Annotated in this window: 13 protein-coding genes; 6 read left to right on the top strand and 7 right to left on the bottom strand. The window is 41.6% G+C overall.

The window, feature by feature from the left end:
• Nucleotides 1–579 precede the first annotated feature (579 nt).
• The 3 genes from treC to treP are packed head-to-tail and all read right to left on the bottom strand — an operon-like array spanning nt 580 to nt 4,921.
• Nucleotides 580–2,205 (bottom strand): alpha,alpha-phosphotrehalase, encoded by a 1,626-nt coding sequence (treC, locus tag A2G56_RS08080; RefSeq protein WP_062711275.1) that lies wholly within the window; start codon nt 2,203–2,205, stop codon nt 580–582.
• 44 nt (nt 2,206–2,249) lie between these two features.
• Nucleotides 2,250–2,864 (bottom strand): sugar O-acetyltransferase, encoded by a 615-nt coding sequence (locus A2G56_RS08075; protein ID WP_082785130.1) that lies wholly within the window; start codon nt 2,862–2,864, stop codon nt 2,250–2,252.
• A gap of 17 nt (nt 2,865–2,881) precedes the next feature.
• The gene (gene treP / locus A2G56_RS08070) at nt 2,882–4,921 is read right to left on the bottom strand and encodes a PTS system trehalose-specific EIIBC component (protein WP_062711271.1); all 2,040 of its coding nucleotides are present in this window, start codon (nt 4,919–4,921) and stop codon (nt 2,882–2,884) included.
• 198 nt (nt 4,922–5,119) lie between these two features.
• On the opposite strand from treP, the gene treR reads away from it, so the two are divergent.
• Nucleotides 5,120–5,836 carry a trehalose operon repressor gene (gene treR, locus A2G56_RS08065; RefSeq protein ID WP_062711269.1) on the top strand — a complete coding sequence of 239 codons (717 nt, stop codon included), beginning with the start codon at nt 5,120–5,122 and terminating at the stop codon, nt 5,834–5,836.
• A gap of 166 nt (nt 5,837–6,002) precedes the next feature.
• Here treR and A2G56_RS08060 read toward each other — a convergent pair whose 3' ends face one another.
• Nucleotides 6,003–7,145, bottom strand: a complete 1,143-nt coding sequence (locus tag A2G56_RS08060; RefSeq protein ID WP_062711266.1) for a glycerate kinase family protein — start codon at nt 7,143–7,145, stop codon at nt 6,003–6,005.
• 191 nt (nt 7,146–7,336) lie between these two features.
• Between A2G56_RS08060 and A2G56_RS08055 the strand changes: the two genes are divergently transcribed.
• A complete protein-coding gene (locus tag A2G56_RS08055; RefSeq protein ID WP_062711263.1) occupies nt 7,337–8,977 on the top strand; it encodes a phosphoenolpyruvate carboxykinase (ATP) in 1,641 nt (546 codons plus the stop codon).
• Between the two features lie 143 nt (nt 8,978–9,120).
• On the opposite strand, the gene A2G56_RS08050 is transcribed toward A2G56_RS08055, so the two are convergent.
• From A2G56_RS08050 to A2G56_RS08040, 3 genes are all read right to left on the bottom strand, one after another.
• The gene (locus A2G56_RS08050) at nt 9,121–9,438 is read right to left on the bottom strand and encodes a hypothetical protein (protein WP_237334406.1); all 318 of its coding nucleotides are present in this window, start codon (nt 9,436–9,438) and stop codon (nt 9,121–9,123) included.
• Between the two features lie 18 nt (nt 9,439–9,456).
• Nucleotides 9,457–9,900, bottom strand: coding sequence for a D-aminoacyl-tRNA deacylase (dtd, locus tag A2G56_RS08045; protein WP_062711258.1), 444 nt, complete (start codon nt 9,898–9,900; stop codon nt 9,457–9,459).
• 396 nt (nt 9,901–10,296) lie between these two features.
• Nucleotides 10,297–12,519 carry a RelA/SpoT family protein gene (locus A2G56_RS08040; protein ID WP_062711255.1) on the bottom strand — a complete coding sequence of 741 codons (2,223 nt, stop codon included), beginning with the start codon at nt 12,517–12,519 and terminating at the stop codon, nt 10,297–10,299.
• A gap of 288 nt (nt 12,520–12,807) precedes the next feature.
• Here A2G56_RS08040 and A2G56_RS08035 point away from each other — a divergent pair, with 288 nt between their 5' ends.
• The 4 genes from A2G56_RS08035 to A2G56_RS08020 all read left to right on the top strand — a co-directional run bounded on the left by A2G56_RS08035 (nt 12,808) and on the right by A2G56_RS08020 (nt 17,277).
• Nucleotides 12,808–13,191: a VOC family protein gene (locus tag A2G56_RS08035; protein ID WP_062711253.1), complete on the top strand. Its 384-nt coding sequence runs from the start codon at nt 12,808–12,810 to the stop codon at nt 13,189–13,191.
• A 15-nt stretch (nt 13,192–13,206) separates the two neighbouring features.
• Complete coding sequence (locus A2G56_RS08030) at nt 13,207–13,830, top strand: DUF1349 domain-containing protein (RefSeq protein ID WP_062711250.1); 624 nt, start codon at nt 13,207–13,209, stop codon at nt 13,828–13,830.
• Complete coding sequence (locus tag A2G56_RS08025) at nt 13,827–14,633, top strand: Cof-type HAD-IIB family hydrolase (protein WP_062711248.1); 807 nt, start codon at nt 13,827–13,829, stop codon at nt 14,631–14,633. The genes A2G56_RS08030 and A2G56_RS08025 overlap by 4 nt, the downstream gene beginning before the upstream one ends.
• A 187-nt stretch (nt 14,634–14,820) precedes the next feature.
• Nucleotides 14,821–17,277: a bifunctional 2',3'-cyclic-nucleotide 2'-phosphodiesterase/3'-nucleotidase gene (locus tag A2G56_RS08020; protein ID WP_062711245.1), complete on the top strand. Its 2,457-nt coding sequence runs from the start codon at nt 14,821–14,823 to the stop codon at nt 17,275–17,277.
• Nucleotides 17,278–17,694 lie beyond the last annotated feature (417 nt).

Here is a 17,694-nt window from a genome sequence, read left to right as displayed (position 1 = left end):
AACATTTCAAACTAAGATAATCGATTAAACTATCTTTGTCATCTACAAAGCTTAAAAGAGTTTCATAGATACTTTATTTTAGCAGAGGTCTATCTTATCTTTGATTATAATGAAGAACTTACTCCTACTCTAAGAGCTTTATTTTGCTGTCCACTGCCCCAGAGCTATACAAGCTAATATCGTCTGCGAATTATCAGCCACTTAATCACTGCGTCTGATAAAGAGCCACAAGAAAGCACAAGACTGAGTTCTGTCTCAGCCTTAAATGTCAACCACCCCTAAAAATTTGGGCATTTGAGAATTTTTCCAAGAGGATAAATAATAATTAACACTCAATGAAAAGCAAAAGCAGATTATGCGACGCCAATGCAGATAGAACTGAAGTTTATCGAATCAAGTCAACAACGTCTGATTTTGATTTTCGAAGAGTATAAATTTTTAGAAACACTCTTCTTTCAACATTTCGGGGAACCTTTTATTTTTAGTTGCAAAGAAAAAAGATTGAAGAAAAAGTCCATTTTGGATATTTTTCTCCAATCTGAGCTGGGGTCTATCCCTTCTTGAACAAAATCGATAGCTCTAGTTTGCCAATATCGCAATCGTTTGGTAGGGTTTTAGGGTTACGGTTTCACCGATCGTTTCAGTATCATAGTTGCTGATTAGGACTTGAGCATTTTGGTAATCAGCTGACAGGTCTAATTCAACCTCCTTGTCGTAGAAGTTGTTAAGGACAAGTAGTTTTTGACCGTCTAACTCACGCTCAAAGGCGTAAACAGACTCGCTATCTTGATAGGCTGCCTTATAATCCCCTTCGGAAATAATCGGCATGTCTTTACGAAGTCGGATAAGATCTTGATAAAACTTGAAGATAACACCGTTTTTTTCATTAGCCACATTAATCGTTTCGTAAGATTTGCCTGCCTTGAGCCATGGTGTATCTGTGGTGAATCCAGCATTATCACTGGCATCCCATTGCATCGGTGTGCGAGAATTATCACGCGACTTGGCTTTGATAATCGCGAAAGCTTCTTCTGGTGTCTTACCCTCATCTAGCATAATTTGATAGGCATTGAGACTCTCAACATCCACATAATCAGCCATTGACTCAAAATCTGGATCAATCATCCCGATTTCTTCACCCATGTAGATGTACGGTGTCCCGCGTGATAGGTGAATAGAAGCTGCCAGCATGGTTGCACCTTCATTGCGGAAACGCTTAATGTCCACAAAACGATTAAGGGCACGTGGTTGGTCATGGTTGTTGTAGAACAGAGCATTCCAGCCGTTGCCTTGGCTCATGCCCTCACCCCATGAATGAAAGAGATCACGAAGTGCGACAAAGTCAAAATCCATAATAGTCCATTTTTGCCCATCTTGGTAATCTACTTTTAAGTGATGGAAGTTAAAGGCCATTGACAATTCTTCGCGATCTGGAGCGGTGTACAGGATGCAGTTTTCAACGGTTGTCGCTGACATTTCCCCAACGGTCATGAAAGAATCATCCTGTCCAAAGCTAGCTTGGTTGAGTTCATGAAGGTAATCATGCGTAATAGGGCGGTCAGTATAAGCTGGTTTTCCATCATTGATAGGACAGTCTTCAAGAACCTCATCCTTACCAATCAAATTAATCACATCGAAACGAAAACCTTTAACCCCTTTGTTTTGCCAGAATTTAACCACTTTAAAGAGTTCTTCACGGACATTGGGATTGCGCCAGTTTAGGTCAGCTTGTGTCACATCAAAGAGGTGGAGATAGTATTTTCCAGTATCACCAAACGGTGCCCAAGCATTGCCACCGAACTTAGAAACCCAGTCAGTCGGCTCATCACGCAAGATAAAGAAATCTTGGTAATAGGGATCACCAGCTAGAGCTTTCTGGAACCATTCATGTTCCGTTGAACAGTGGTTTAACACCATATCCAACATAAAATCAATACCCAACTCTTTACCACGCGCCACCATAGCTTCAAAGTCTGCCATCGTGCCAAAATCTGGATTGACAGCGGTGTAGTCAGCCACATCATAGCCATTATCACGTTGGGGGCTTGGGTAAAAAGGATTGAGCCAGATCATATCAATCCCCAATTCGTTCAGATAAGGTAAGTTTTCAGTCACCCCATTGAGGTCACCAGTACCACTACCTGTGGTGTCTTTAAATGATTTTGGGTAAATTTGATAAACAACCTTACGTTTGTCGATTGCCATATAAGTCCTTTCTAAAACTCACACATCCATGCTTCTCATAAGCATCACTGGTCTTTAAGATAGTCTTGATACTGTTTATGCCAGTAGTCTCTATCTGCATCCGTAATCGAGCGTATCACACGGCAAGGATTCCCTGCAGCTACAACATTGCTTGGAATATCTTTGGTCACAACAGAACCTGAACCAATAACAACATTATCTCCAATCGTCACACCTGGATTGATCACCACATTTCCCCCGACCCAAATATTTGACCCTAACGTTACTGGTTTTGCATATTCTAACTCGGTATTGCGGACAAAAGCGTCTATGGGATGTCCGGCCGTATAAATACTGACATGTGGCGCTAAAAATACATTGTCTCCAAAAGTGACATGATGCTCATCTAAAATAGTCAAACCTGTATTCGCATAAAAATGCTTTCCAAATCGAATCCGATTACCATGATCAAAATAAACTGGAGGCGTTAGTACCATATCCTCAGGGGCTTCTGCAAAGCAAAGGCGAAGAGCTTTTAAGGCAGAATCATCGTGCCAAAACTCAGACTCATTAAACGTTTTCTGTGCTTGATGAACGTTTTGCCATGAATCACCACCAACCTTATAAGGGTTGTACAATTTTTGATCCATTAGCTTATGCCATTCTTTTTGTGAAATCATGCTTCCTCTTTATTCTGTTATTGTTTCTTTGCAGTCAAAAGATCCTCTCCACGCGTCATCTGACGAGGTAAATTGCCCAAAATGTCAATTTGATAATCGCTATGATTTGTTACAATAACTGGTGTCTCAACTGGATACCCCGCTGCTTTAATAGCTGCTATATCAAATGAAATCAAGGGATCGCCAACAGCCACTTTATCCCCTTGGGCAACATGGGCTGTGAACCCTTTTCCGTCAAGGTTTACGGTGTCCATACCGATGTGCATAAGCATTTCCACACCTTCATCGGTTACAAGTCCAACAGCATGTTTTGATGGGAAAAGAACAGAAATCGTCCCCGCTGCAGGTGACACTAACTCACCCTCAGATGGTTCAATAAGAACCCCTTGTCCCATAACACCTTGAGCAAAGACTGGGTCAACAGCTTCCGAAAGTGGTTTTGCTTCACCAGCAAGTGGGCTATGGATTGAAGAAACTGTTCCTACTGCTGATGTTGTCGTAGCAGTTGTAGCTGCTGGTGTTTCATCCTCTGCACTAGCAAGAGCCGCTTGTGAGGCTAATTTTTCATCCTCAGCTTTTGTTAAAATCTTAGCTTTACGGAAAACAATGGTTAAGACAAACGGTACAACAAGAGCAACTGCCATACAAATGAAGAATGGGACCATGTATTTAACATTGATGGCAAGGAAGCCTGGAATACCACCAACACCGATAGCGTTGGCTTGAACATTCATAGTCGTTGATAAAAGCCCTGCAATACCAGAACCAATCATACCGGCTACAAATGGGTACACGTATTTAACATTGACACCGAAAAGAGCTGGTTCGGTAACACCAAGATAGGCTGAGATAGCAGCCGGCAGTGAGATTTCAGCTTCACGCTCGTTTTTGCGATTCATGAAGAAATAAGCTAATACAGCTGAACCTTGCGCCATATTTGACAAAGCAATCATTGGCCATAGACCAGTTGTTTTAGAAGCTGTATCTGCAATCAGTTGCGTATCAATAGCATTAGTCATATGGTGGAGACCAGTGATAACAAGTGGCGCATAAAGGGCACCAAAGATAGCACCAAATAGCCATTTCACAGGTCCTGTCAATCCAGCCAAGACGACAAATGAAATGCCTTTACCGATGGTCCAACCAAGTGGCCCCAAAACAGTGTGAGCCAAGATTAGGGCTGGAAGTAATGATAGAAATGGGACAAAGATCATCGACACCATTTCTGGAATACGTTTGCGCCAGAAAATCTCAAGGTAGGACAAACTAAGTCCTGCTAGAAGGGCTGGAATAACCTGCGCTTGGTAACCGATACGGTTGATGGTGAAAGCACCAAAATCCCACACCCAATCTTTAGCTATTTCAGCTGCTGGTGTGCCAGCTACGGCATAGGCATTGAGCAACTGTGGTGAAACCAAACAGATACCAAGAACGATACCAAGGATTTGAGTGGTTCCCATTTTACGAGAAACAGACCATGTAATTCCTACTGGTAAGAAGTGGAAAATCGCTTCACCTGGTAACCAAAGGAAATGATTGACACCATTCCAGAATGGTGACACCATTGTTATAGTGTTCCAGACAGGATTGCCATCAGCATCAAAAACTTTGGCACCATCTGCGATTTGTTGTCCTAGCCATGGCATCCCCACAGATTCTAAGACATTACGGAAACCGAGAATCAAACCACCAACGATAATCGCTGGAATGATTGGAGTGAAAATCTCAGCCAACATCGTCATGACGCGTTGGACAGGATTTTGATTACTTTTAGCGGCAGATTTAGCTGCTTCCTTAGAAACCCCTTCAACACCTGAAACGGCTGTAAAGTCATTATAGAAAATAGGCACATCGTTACCGATAATCACTTGGAATTGTCCAGCATTAGTAAAGGTACCTTTAACAGCTGAAATCTTTTCAATTTCAGCAACATTCGCTTTGCTGTCATCATTCAAAACAAAACGCATGCGGGTCGCACAGTGGGTAACAGCTTTGATGTTTTCCTTACCACCTATGGCAGTCAAGAGATCTTTAGCTTGAGATTCAAATTTTCCCATTTGAGTCAAACTCCTTTTATAGTTTACTAGGATTGCTCCAGATTTTTTTGCAGTAAAGCGTAGATAAATTTATTTACAAGATAAGTGTAATCGATTTCAAATTTGTAGGCAAGTTGTTTGGCGACATTTTGCTTCAATTTTGTTAAAATAAGGTATCTTGTCTGTAAAAAATAGACAACTTAGAAAATACATGAAAATATGAAAAAATACGAGAAAGTTTTCCGAAATTTAGAAGCTGCTATTAATCAAGGAACCTATCAGGTTAATGATTATTTACCAACTGAAGAAGATCTGGCTCAGCAATTTTCTGTTAGCCGCGATACCATTCGAAAAGCCTTGAAACTCCTTGCACAACACGGCCTCATTCAAAAACGTCAAGGCAGTGGCTCACAAATTATCAAACATGAACGGATTAATTTTCCTGTCTCAACCTTGACCAGTTTCCAAGAAATTGCGCAAGCACAAGGGATGACAACAACCACTAATGTCATTGCCATTGATAAACTCATCATTGATGGGAAATTGTCAGAGTTAACAGGTTTTCCACCCAAGAGTCATGTTTGGCGCATCACGCGCCAACGTGTGATGGAAGGCGTGGCCTCTGTTCTTGACATTGACTATTTGCTGACCACATTTGTTCCGGAAATAGATCGTTCGATTGCGGAAAAGTCTATTTATGATTATTTAGAAAATCACTTACACCTCATGATTGATCTAGCAGAAAAAGAGATTACTATCGATCAGACCAACCAGCAGGACAGTATTCTTTTAGATCTTGCTGGTGAGCATCATGTCGTCTCCATCAAATCCAAAGTCTTTCTGACTAATGGTCAACAATTTCAATTCACCGAAAGCCGCCATAAATTGGATAAATTTAGATTTGTGGATTTTGCCAAGAGAAGACCAGCCAACTAAGCTCAAAACAGCCAGTTAATACCCAATGACAATCAAAAGCAGGCTAGGCAACACCGATGTAGATAGAATCTAAATCCATCAAATCAAGTCAACAAGGTCTGCTTTTGATTTTCGAAGAGTCTAAAGTACAAAGAAACTGAGATAGTCGAACTATCTCAGTCTTTTCTTATCTCTTTATGCTATGGTAGAAACTGATAACATTCTTAGCGGTATTGGTAATGAGAGAGGGTGCATTTGTCATAGCGTCTTCTAAGCTCATTGGAGAATGGACAATGTCAAACACTCCCGAAATCCCTGCTTCATACAGCGCATCCAACCCTGTCGATGCTCCTCCGACAATCGCTACGGTAGGCACATGGTGTTTCTGAGCCAGTTGGGCAACTCCCATAGGAGCCTTACCATTTACTGATTGACTGTCCATCTGACCCTCACCAGTAATCACCAAATCAGCCTTGGCGATAACATCTTCAATAGCTATCAAGTCTAATATCGTCGCGATACCACTTTGTGCCTTAGCATTGAAAAAAGCCATCAAACCAAATCCCAATCCTCCAGCAGCACCGGCACCTGGACTATCTTTCTCCTGCCGACCAGTTACCTCTGCCACAAGATCCGCATACCGATCAAGCGCTCTGTCCAACGCTTCCAATTGATCTGAATTTCCTCCTTTTTGGGCACCATAAACAAAGGACGCCCCCTCTTCGCCACACAAAGGATTATCCACATCAGCCAATAAGATAATCTCAACATCAGCCATAGCAGCTAGTTGTTGACTAGTATCTATCGACTGAATCTTTGATAAATTTCCAGAAATGGGTTTTAGAGATTGTCCCTCATCATCAAGAAATCTTACCCCTAGTGCAGCTGCCAAGCCCATACCACCATCATTGGTTGCACTGCCACCCAAACCAATATAAATGTTTGATACCCCTTTGTCCACTGCATCTTTGATAAGTTCCCCAGTCCCATAGGTTGAAGATTGCAAAATGTCCAAATCCTCTTTTGCGACTAGAGTGAGCCCAGAAGCCTCTGCCATCTCAATAATAGCTGTGTTTCCATTATCAATGAGACCATAATGGGCCTCCACACTCTGACCGAATGGGCCTTGAACGGTTAACGAAATGCGCTGACCTTCACGACTAGCCATAATGGCATCTACGGTTCCTTCCCCACCGTCAGCAATAGGATAAACCAAAACCTCATCATCAGGATAAAGGGTATGAATCCCTTGACGAATACAGGAAGCAACTTCTAAGGAGTTGGCACTCCCCTTAAAAGAATCACTAGCGACAACAATCATCTCAGCCATATACAACTCCTCATTCTGGTATTTCTACTAGCTTTTAACCTTACTGTCATTATATGCAAATGTCTTCAAATACTCAAGCTTGGTTTTAACACTATGTTTTAGTTGTGTTTTTTTACAGAAAAAATGACAGCGCTTACTTTAATTTGTGATATAATGAACCTAATCATATTCTGTAAAAAGGAGATTTGTTTATGGTAACTTATCAACACTTTGCTGAAGATCTTATGCGCAAAAGCGCTCCTTACTTTTCCCCTCTCAAAGCAACGATTGAAACGGCTTTTTATGAGAATCATGTCAAAACGATTACGTCGTTGGAGAACGCTTATACACTAGCCAGCCAAGCACCAACAACCATTGTGCTTGATATGGAAGTCGCTCATGCTGACGAATTAGGACTTCCAGTAGGTGCCAAGGTCCTTCTCTCAAATGGCGGAGCAGTTGTTGGACGGACCGCTAAAGCTAGACGCATTTTGGGACAAAATCCTGAAGAAGATGCCAAGCTTCTCCCTATTGTGCGTGAGGCTATTTTCAATGCTCGTCACCGCACTTTTTACCGCGCTGATGCCGTTGTCGGCCTGGACGAAGCCTTCATGCTTAGAGCTCACCTCATGGTACCAGAGGATGACATCAACAACCTCTATTCTTGGCTGATTAATTTTCAAATCTTAAATGATGATTATCAAAAACGCTTGGATCAGTCAGTCTTGTATGAAGACAATGATATTTACATTTTCTCTGATCCCGACTGGAGTCACCCAGATTACCCTGATGGTTTGGCTTATTTTGATACTAATCATAATTGTGCAGTTATTCTTGGTATGCATTACTTTGGCGAGCTTAAGAAATCCACTCTTACCCTAGGTTGGGGAACTGCCGCTCGACATCATTACGTTTCTTGTCACGGTGGATTGAAAATATTTAAAAAAGACGGCCAAGACAGCCATGTCGCATCCTTTTTCGGACTTTCTGGTTCTGGAAAATCAACTCTAACCCATGCCAAACATGAGGATAAATACGATATTGAAGTTCTCCACGATGACGCCTTTATCATCTCTGAAAAAGACGGCTCTTCCATCGCCTTAGAGCCATCTTACTTTGACAAAACACAGGATTATCCGTCAGGACATCGTGAACAAGATTACTTTGTAACGGTTCAAAACTGCGGCGTTACTTTGGATAAAACCGGTCGTAAACGATTAGTGACAGAGGATATTCGAAATGGTAACGGCCGTACTGTCAAATCTCGTTATTCAACACCAAACCGTGTCGATCGTATCCAAGATGGTATCCAGTCTATCTTCTGGATTATGAAAGATGATTCCTTACCACCACTGGTAAAAGTCAATGATCCTGTTCTCGCTTCAACCATGGGCTGCACGCTAATGACCATGCGCTCTAGTGCTGAAAACACTTCTGATAGCCTCAGCAGTTTGATTATCGAGCCTTATGCTAATCCATTCCGCGTCTATCCTTTGGTAGAAGACTATGACAAATTCCAAAACCTCTTTGAATCAGGAGTTGATTGCTACATCATTAACACTGGTGCTTACATGGGAGACAAGATTCCCAAGGAAACAACCCTCGGCATTATTGAACAAATCGTCGACAAGAAAGGTCTCTTTAGACCATTTGGACCAACGTCTAACCTAGAATTTTTGGATTGTCCAGAGTTTCCAGTTAGGGCTTTCGATGACGATTACAAGCAATTAATCAGAGACCGCATGCAAGCTCGCCTTGATTTCCTTCTCAACTTTAACCACAACAATCTTGAGAATCCACTACCTGCAGAAGCCATTTTACATATGGAAGATTTGCTAAAAGAGTTAGAGTAGCAAGCTTATTTAGACCAAGCTTAACGAAAAAAAGCGAGAAAACTTAGTGAGTTTCTCGCTTTTAACTAGCTATCATCATTGGCTTTTCACTACCAGCACTTCTAGTGAATTACCAGATAGCTTCTCATTTAGACACTTAGTGTTTAAGGCGTCAAAAACATCGCCACTAAAATCAATACATCAACCACTAGGCGAATCAATTGAGGTTTGAGATTAGGACGTTGTCCCATATTAGCAGCATTGTTGAGGGCTATTCCTGACATTCCAAAAAGACCTCCAGCAACACCATAAATAGCACTGCTATTGTCCTGCCAGAAATAAAGGTAGGTAAAAGCAATGGTCACAAACACTCCAAAAAGCGTCAAGAGCATATTGCGTTTGGTAATGATCTTGGCCCCCAAACTGCTCAAAACAGTTGAGAAAGCAATAACAAACAAGTACAGACCTAATACAATTAGCACGGCAATTCTCATATGATTCTACCTACTCTTAGTATCTAGCACAATGGTTACAGGACCATCATTGACCAAAGCAATCTTCATATCCGCTCCAAAAACACCTTTTTCGACAGGGAGATGCTCTGCCAAAGTTGCATTAAACTGGTCATAGAAATGACTAGCCTTATCAGGTTTAGCGGCACCAGTGAAAGCAGGACGGTTGCCCTTTTTAGTATCAGCATAAAGGGTGAATTGTGAAATAGACAAAATGCTTCCTTTAACATCGCAAACCGACAGATTCATCTTATCATCAGCATCTGAAAAGATACGCATGTTGACAATCTTACGAACCGCGTAATCCAAATCTTCCTGATTATCCTCCGGTCCAACACCGACTAGGAGCACCAGTCCTTGGCCAATCTGACCTACTATTTTTTCGTCTATCGTCACAGACGCTTCTGAAACTCTTTGAATAATAATTTTCATAAATGCATTTACTTTCTAACAATCAAAAAACGTTATTGCCCCAAAATCCAATCCTAACAATACCCTATCTTGCCACGCTCGCAAGAAAGACACAGTCATTCACTTCCAGCCAAACCCTTTTGAAGTCACCTTTCACAAGGGAAAACAGCAATGAATTAGGTGCGTGGATGATTGATAACATCAGTAAAGTAAGTGGGCAGTTACGATGTCTTTACCTAACACTAAATGCTACAAAGATAGCACTGAACAATCTAAAACGAGACAGTCTGGCAAATCCATGGTTTGAATGAAGCACGGGGCACTAACAAAGTATAAAGACAAATCCCCTATCAATTCAAAGTCGAAAGCTAATGCTTTCTCTATCTGCAACCTAAAAGGTGCTATCCCCAGAACCTTTTAGCCATTGGTACGTTTAACAGAGTAGACATCCGGAATAATCTTAATCTTATCCACCACATAGGTGAGTTCTGAAACGTTTGGAATGCCGAAAGTCACGTGTATGTTAGCAAACTTCATGTCTTTACTTGGCTGCGCATGAAAAGAGGAAATATTTTTTGTGATATTTGAAACCACTTGAATGACATCGTTGATAATGCCAGAGCGATTAAGGGCGTAAATATCAATCTCGGCTTGGTATTCTTTGCGCGAATTGGCATCATCCCATTCTACTTCAATCAAGCGCTGTTCATAGCCCTCTTGGCTCTTGATATTGTGACAGTCTTGACGGTGAATAGCAACGCCTCGCCCTTTAGTAATATAACCTTCAATAGGGTCACCCGGGACAGGGTTACAACATTTAGCGATACGCATGAGTAAACCAGACGCTCCCTGAATAATGACACCATTTTCATCACTCTTAACCTTGAGAACATCTTTCTTCTCAGCCTTGACTTCGCCACCTTTCATGAGCTCTTCAGCCTCAGCTTTAGCGCGGGCACGCTCTTCTTCACGGCGTTCTTTTTCGGTTAATTTATTAAAGACACTAACAGGACCAATATCGCCAAAGCCAACCGCAGCATATAAGGACTCCTCACTCTTGACACTAAGCCTTGGCAGAATCTCTTCAATATGTTTTTTCTCAAGATATTTATTAGCGACGTAGCCTTGCTCTTGAAAGAAATCCACGAGCATTTCACGACCTTTATTGATCGACATTTCCTTGTCTTGGTTTTTAAAGAATTGGCGAATTTTATTGCGGGCCTTGGTCGTCTTAACCATGTTAATCCAGTCTCGACTTGGTCCGAAAGAATTGCTATTGGTGACAATTTCAACAACGTCACCTGTTTTAAGTTTAGCTGTCAAAGGAACCATGCGCCCATTAACCTTAGCACCTGTCGCTTTTTCCCCAACTTGCGTGTGAATAGCATACGCAAAGTCAATTGGTCCAGAATCTTTTGGTAACTCTTGCACGGCACCTGTCGGTGTGAAGACATAAATGCGCTCTGAGAAAATATCTTCCTTAACAGAATCCACAAAGTCAACTGCGTCACCATTGGACGCGTCTTGCAATTCCACTAAGTCTTTAATCCAGTTCATGCCAAGAGCCGATTCTTTTTGATCAACTTTGGTCGTAATTCCTTTTTTGTAGGCCCAGTGAGCAGCTACCCCAAATTCTGCAACTTGATGCATCTCTTTGGTACGGATTTGAATTTCAATTGGTCCCTTGGGGCCATAAACGGTGGTGTGGATAGACTGGTAACCATTGACTTTGGGGTTGGCAATGTAGTCCTTAAAGCGCCCTGGCATGGGGCGCCAAAGCTCATGAATATAGCCCAACATCGCATAAACATCACTCTGTGTTTCCATGACACAACGGATCGCAATCAAATCATAAATTTGATCAAAACGTTTCTTCTTGTCGCGCATTTTACGGTAAATCGAATAGATGTGTTTGGGACGTCCATAAACCTCGCCAAATATTCCTTCTTCTTCCGTTGTTGACTTGATTTTATTAACAATTTCATCCACAAGTTCTTCACGTTCGCGACGTTTTTCCTTCATCATGTGGGAAATTTTATAAAAGTCAACTTCGTTGAGATAGCGAAAAGACAAGTCTTCTAGTTCCCATTTAATGCGGCTAATTCCTAGACGATGGGCTAAGGGCGCATAGATTTCCATGGTTTCACGAGAAATCCGTTCTTGCTTACTTTTAGGCAGGTGCTTCAAGGTGCGCATATTATGCAGACGGTCAGCCAATTTAACCAAGATAACACGGATGTCCTTAGACATGGCCATCAGCATCTTACGATGATTTTCTGCCAGCTGCTCTGCATGGGATTTGTACTCTACTTTACCAAGTTTTGTAACGCCATCAACAATATTACGGACATCCTTATCAAAGAGCTCTTCAATATCGCCCAAGGTAAAATTCGTGTCTTCGACAACATCATGAAGAAAACCACAGGCGACTGTCACAGCGTCCAAATGCAGACCTGCCAAAATCCCTGCCACTTGGATAGGATGAATGATATAAGGCTCACCAGATTTTCGGTACTGTTCCTCATGCGCCTTCTCGGCACACTCCAGTCCCTTCTTAACCAATGCAAGATCTTCTGTTGTCATATATTCCGCTGCTAATGCAACGACTTCTTGACCAGTTAAATCAACTGTTTTTGCCATTCTAACTACCTACCCCATCTTAGACTCTTATCGTGTAACTATTTTAACACGATTTCTAGGAAAAAGGAAAGAAGGTCTCTGCCAAATGCTCATTAACAAGCGCCTACAGTTATCAATCATTAACATTGATTCGCAAAATGCTTTAACAAGAACAGCTCTATCAAAGCATTTTCACATACCGATAGCAATTCTAAACATAGGATAGTATCATAACAAGCTAATATAATACTATCTTTTGATTAAAGTTAGCGTTATAATATTAAAAAAGTGCAAAGAAGAGGTGATTTTGTGATGCTTTCCATCGAACACGTCGGACTCTGGTGCCAAGATTTAGAAGCTATGCGCGCTTTTTACGAAACCTATTTCAAAGCCGAGTCTTCCGAAAAATACTATAATCCTAAGTCTGGATTTTCGTCTTACTTTCTAACCTTTACATCTGAGGCTCGCTTGGAGCTGTGCCACCGCGAAGATATCAAAAAGGGTGACAAAGATACCTTTGGGCTAACCCACCTGGCTTTCTCACTAGGATCAAAAGAAGCAGTGGATGACTTTGCTCACACTATGAAAACACAGGGCTTTCCAATCATCAACGGCCCACGAACAACTGGTGATGGCTATTACGAAGCCGTTATGCTTGATCCAGAAGGCAACCAGTTGGAACTGACTATCTAAGAAAGAAGAGGTGTTATGATGACATTAGCTTTGAAGGATTTCCAGTGGACGCGTCCACCCAAAACCTACCACGTCACCGATCATCAGGTGTCCTTGACAACGGAGCCGCATACTGATCTTTGGCAAAAAACTTACTATCACTTTGTAAATGACAATGCGCCCCTTTTTCAAATGACAACCGAGGAAGCTTATTTTTCCTTTACGGTTAAGACTAATTTTGAAAATAGTGGCCACCGCTTTGACCAGTGCGGCATCATTCTCTATCAAGACAGCGACAATTGGATCAAAGGATCAATTGAGTATGAAAATGAAAGATTTCAACATCTCGGTAGCGTCGTGACCAATCATGGTTATTCTGATTGGGCGACCACAGAGATTCCGACGACTGTCAAAAGCATGTGGTATCGTCTGAGTCGTCGAGAACAAGATTTTTGTATTGAATCTTCAAAAGATGGCAAGACTTTTGAACAGATGCGGATTTGTCACCTTCATGAAGCAAAGGGAGCGGTTAATATTGGTATCTATGCTTGCTCACCAGAAGCATCCAGTTTTATCGCCCTATTTACTGATTTTGATTATGGCGACTGTGTTTGGCAAGCCCACAATGGACAAGCACCAGATGAGGAGGACATCAAATGACTGTTAAAGTATTTGCGACCGATATGGATGGTAGTTTTCTTAATTCTCAAAACGATTATGATCGCGAGCGTTTTAAACGCGTTTTCAACACCATTCAAGCGTCAGGTGCTCGTTTTGTCGCTATTTCGGGCAATCAATATTATCAAATTCGGTCCTTTTTTAAAGATTACGAAAAGCAGATGACTATCGTTGGAGACAATGGTGCTTATATTGTTGAAGATGGGCGCTTTTTAACTTCTTTTACCATTGCTAAACTTGTTATTAAAGAAGCAATCACTTTCATTGAACGTGAGATTCCCCAGGCGAGAATCCTGCTTTGTGGTGAAAAATCAGCCTATCTCAAATCAGCCATGCCGCAAGACGACAAAGATTATTTTGGACTTTACTACCATCGACTAACAGAGGTAGATACCTTTGATACACTTCCAGACGATAACTTCCTCAAATGTTCCATCAATATTCCACCGGAAAAAACCGCTGCCATCACTCATTACTTTAACCAAGCATTTCCCGGACAAATGACAGCCACCTCAGCTGAAGATGGCAATATCGATCTCATTGCCACCGGCGTCCATAAAGGAGCTGCTTTGGCGCTTTTATTGGAAAGATGGGGATTGACTAGTCAAGAGTTAGCCACTTTTGGCGATGGCGGCAATGATTTGGAAATGCTGGATTTAGCTAGCTATTCCTACGCCATGGCTAATGGCTCTGAAAAAGTGAAAGAAGTAGCTCATTATCAAGCACCTTCTAATGACCAGTCAGGGGTTCTCTCGACTATCGAGGAACTGTTGAAAGCAAAATAGGGTTATGATGATTAGCCCTTGAAATAAAACAAACACTTTTAACTATCTTTGTAAAAACAACTATATTACTACTGTTTATCAAAAGACCTGAATAAAACATTCGTTTTATTCAGGTCTTTTATTGATGAAAAGGGTTTCTTTTTGTATAATGTTTGTGGAAATATTTTTTTATCACAAAGGAGATCTTATGAAAAAGTATTATTGGTCCAAAAGCGCCCTTTTGTTATCTCTTCTTGCAGCCGCAACTAGTGCTAGCCTGGTTCAAGCAGAAGAAACGACAAATGCAACAACTCCAACTGACCCTAATGTCGTCAGCCAAGCAGCAACGACTACTCCAGCCGTAGAAAAACCTACACCAGTCGAAACTAAAAAGACAGTAGCAGATCAAGCACAGGTTACCGATACAACTGATGTAACCAAACCTGCTACGTCAGGTGATCCGGATACTGCAGTAACAGCAGCCAATCCCGTTTCAACGGATACTAGCGACGCTGTTCCTCCTCAAGAAGGGCAAGCCGTAGATGTTCGCATCCTCTCAACTACTGACCTTCATACTAATTTAGTCAATTACGATTACTACCAAGATAAAGCCTCACAAAGTATTGGCTTAGCCAAAACCGCTGTTCTAATCCAAAAAGCCAAAACTGAAAATAGCAACGTCCTCCTCGTCGACAACGGTGATCTTATCCAAGGAACACCACTTGGTACCTACAAAGCCCTGGTTGACCGTGTTGAAAAAGGGGAACAGCATCCCATGCACGCTGCCTTAAAAGCTCTCGGCTTTGATGCTGCAACACTTGGAAATCATGAGTTTAACTATGGTTTGGACTACCTGCAAAATGTCATTGCCACAGCAGGTCTGCCCATCGTCAATGCCAATGTTATCGATGCAACCAGTAAACAACCTCTCTTTAAACAATACGAAATCCTCACCAAATCTTTCAAAGATGCTGACGGTAAACAAGTCAATCTCAAGATTGGTATCACAGGAATCGTACCGCCACAAATCCTCAACTGGGATAAAGCAAACTTAGAGGGCAAGGTCCTTGTTCGCGATTCAGTCAAGGCTTTAGAAGAATTAGTTCCAAAAATCCGTCAGGCAGGAGCTGACATCGTTCTCGTGCTTTCTCACTCTGGTATCGGTGATGATGAATACCACGAAGGCGAGGAAAATGTAGGTTACCAGATCGCTGGAATTGACGGCGTTGATGCTGTCGTAACAGGTCACTCACACGCCGAATTCCCTTCAGGAGACGATACTGGTTTTTATGAAAAATACGCTAACGTTGATGGGGTCAATGGAACAATTAACGGTAAACCAGTTACTATGGCTGGTAAATATGGAGATCATCTTGGTGTTATCGATCTTGGTTTGACTTACACCAATGGCAAATGGAAAGTCACCAAGAGTCATGCTGAAATCCGAGAAATTGACAAGAAAAGCGATGTAGCTGACCCCAATATTGTAGCCCTTGCTGACGAAGCCCATCAAGGCACCATTGCCTATGTTCGTAAGCAAGTCGGCACAACTACGGCTCCTATCAATAGCTACTTTTCACTGGTCAAGGATGATCCTTCTATTCAAATTGTGAATAATGCACAGCTTTGGTATGCTAAGCAAGAACTGGCTGGCACACCAGAAGCAAAACTTCCTCTACTATCTGCCGCTGCACCATTTAAGGCCGGTACGCGAGGAGATGCGACAGCTTATACTGATATTCCTGCTGGCCCAATCGCGATTAAAAACGTAGCTGATCTCTATCTTTACGATAACGTCGCAGCTATCTTAAAAGTAACCGGAGCTGATTTAAAAGAATGGTTGGAAATGTCTGCAGGGCAATTCAATCAGATTGATCCAACAGATACCAAACCACAATCACTCGTCAATATGGAGTATCGTACCTACAATTTTGATGTGATTGATGGTCTCACCTACGAATTTGATGTTACCCAACCAAATAAATACGACCGCAGTGGTAACTTAGTTAACGCTGATGCCAACCGTGTTCGCAACCTCAAGTACAATGGTCAAGCCATCGACCCTAATCAACAATTTATGGTTGTAACCAATAACTACCGTGCAACTGGAAACTTCCCAGGGGTTAAAAATGCAAGCATCAATCGTTTGCTTAATCTTGAAAATCGCCAAGCCATTATCAACTATATTTTAGCTGAAAAAACCATCAATCCTTCGGCGGATAATAACTGGCGTTTTGCAAACACCATTAAAGGACTGGATTTACGTTTCAATACGGCAGATAGTGCTAAAAACTTAGTCAAAGACAGTGAAGAACTGCTCTACCTCAACCCATCTGCTGATATGGAAGGATTCGGAGACTATCGCTTTGCCTACACAGAAGCTAAAGCTAGTGAAACACCTGGTGGCAATGAAGGTACCCGTCCAAATCCTCAAACACCATCTCCTCTAGATCCAGAAACACGCACTGCCATTCATCATCTGGTTGCCAAAGCCTATGCACAAACACAAGCAGCTAATGCGACCGAAAAAGAAGCTCTCGCTGCAACCAAGAATGACCAAGCAACTTTACCAAATACTGGTGAAACAAACTCACTTTGGATGACCATCTTAGGAGTTATGAGCCTTGGCTTTGTAGCTAAAGTCAAAAAACGTAAAGAAAATTAGTTTTCGAAAATAAAAAATCAGGTTGAAGAAAAAGTCAATTTTGGACGATTTTCCTCAACCTGATTCATTTTCTTAGAGAAAGAAAAACTCTCATAAAGCTACTAATAATCTGTGAAAATCAAGCCAGCCCAATACAAGTCATCAAGCATCTTGAAAGCTTAATCCTTAAGCCTTTGTGACGCAAAATTAGGGAAATTTTCAATAACTAAAAATACTAATTTCTCAGCACGTAGAAGAATATATTGAATAGGTCTGTGATAGGAATATTGCAACAACTTGTTTTAATTTATGACTTAGAAGAATAGAGCGAGTTTCATAGTCTCTATGACACATCTGTTTTTATTAAGAATGACTTACAATCATGTCTTAAATGTTCAATTTCTCTATTGTTTAAGAAAGACAGAAGCTTGTTATATT

This window comes from Streptococcus halotolerans, from assembly GCF_001598035.1.
Lineage (GTDB): Bacteria > Bacillota > Bacilli > Lactobacillales > Streptococcaceae > Streptococcus > Streptococcus halotolerans.
This window is presented reverse-complemented; position numbering and strand designations above follow the sequence as displayed.

Bases quoted from the DNA above. Each gene is read 5' to 3' on its own strand.
- A2G56_RS08025 (WP_062711248.1), top strand. From the start codon at position 13,827: ATGACTGTTAAAGTATTTGCGACCGATATGGATGGTAGTTTTCTTAAT.
- A2G56_RS08040 (WP_062711255.1), bottom strand. From the start codon at position 12,519: ATGGCAAAAACAGTTGATTTAACTGGTCAAGAAGTCGTTGCATTAGCA.
- treR (WP_062711269.1), top strand. From the start codon at position 5,120: ATGAAAAAATACGAGAAAGTTTTCCGAAATTTAGAAGCTGCTATTAAT.
- A2G56_RS08060 (WP_062711266.1), bottom strand. From the start codon at position 7,145: ATGGCTGAGATGATTGTTGTCGCTAGTGATTCTTTTAAGGGGAGTGCC.
- A2G56_RS08020 (WP_062711245.1), top strand. From the start codon at position 14,821: ATGAAAAAGTATTATTGGTCCAAAAGCGCCCTTTTGTTATCTCTTCTT.
- dtd (WP_062711258.1), bottom strand. From the start codon at position 9,900: ATGAAAATTATTATTCAAAGAGTTTCAGAAGCGTCTGTGACGATAGAC.
- A2G56_RS08055 (WP_062711263.1), top strand. From the start codon at position 7,337: ATGGTAACTTATCAACACTTTGCTGAAGATCTTATGCGCAAAAGCGCT.
- A2G56_RS08030 (WP_062711250.1), top strand. From the start codon at position 13,207: ATGATGACATTAGCTTTGAAGGATTTCCAGTGGACGCGTCCACCCAAA.
- treP (WP_062711271.1), bottom strand. From the start codon at position 4,921: ATGGGAAAATTTGAATCTCAAGCTAAAGATCTCTTGACTGCCATAGGT.
- A2G56_RS08075 (WP_082785130.1), bottom strand. From the start codon at position 2,864: ATGATTTCACAAAAAGAATGGCATAAGCTAATGGATCAAAAATTGTAC.
- treC (WP_062711275.1), bottom strand. From the start codon at position 2,205: ATGGCAATCGACAAACGTAAGGTTGTTTATCAAATTTACCCAAAATCA.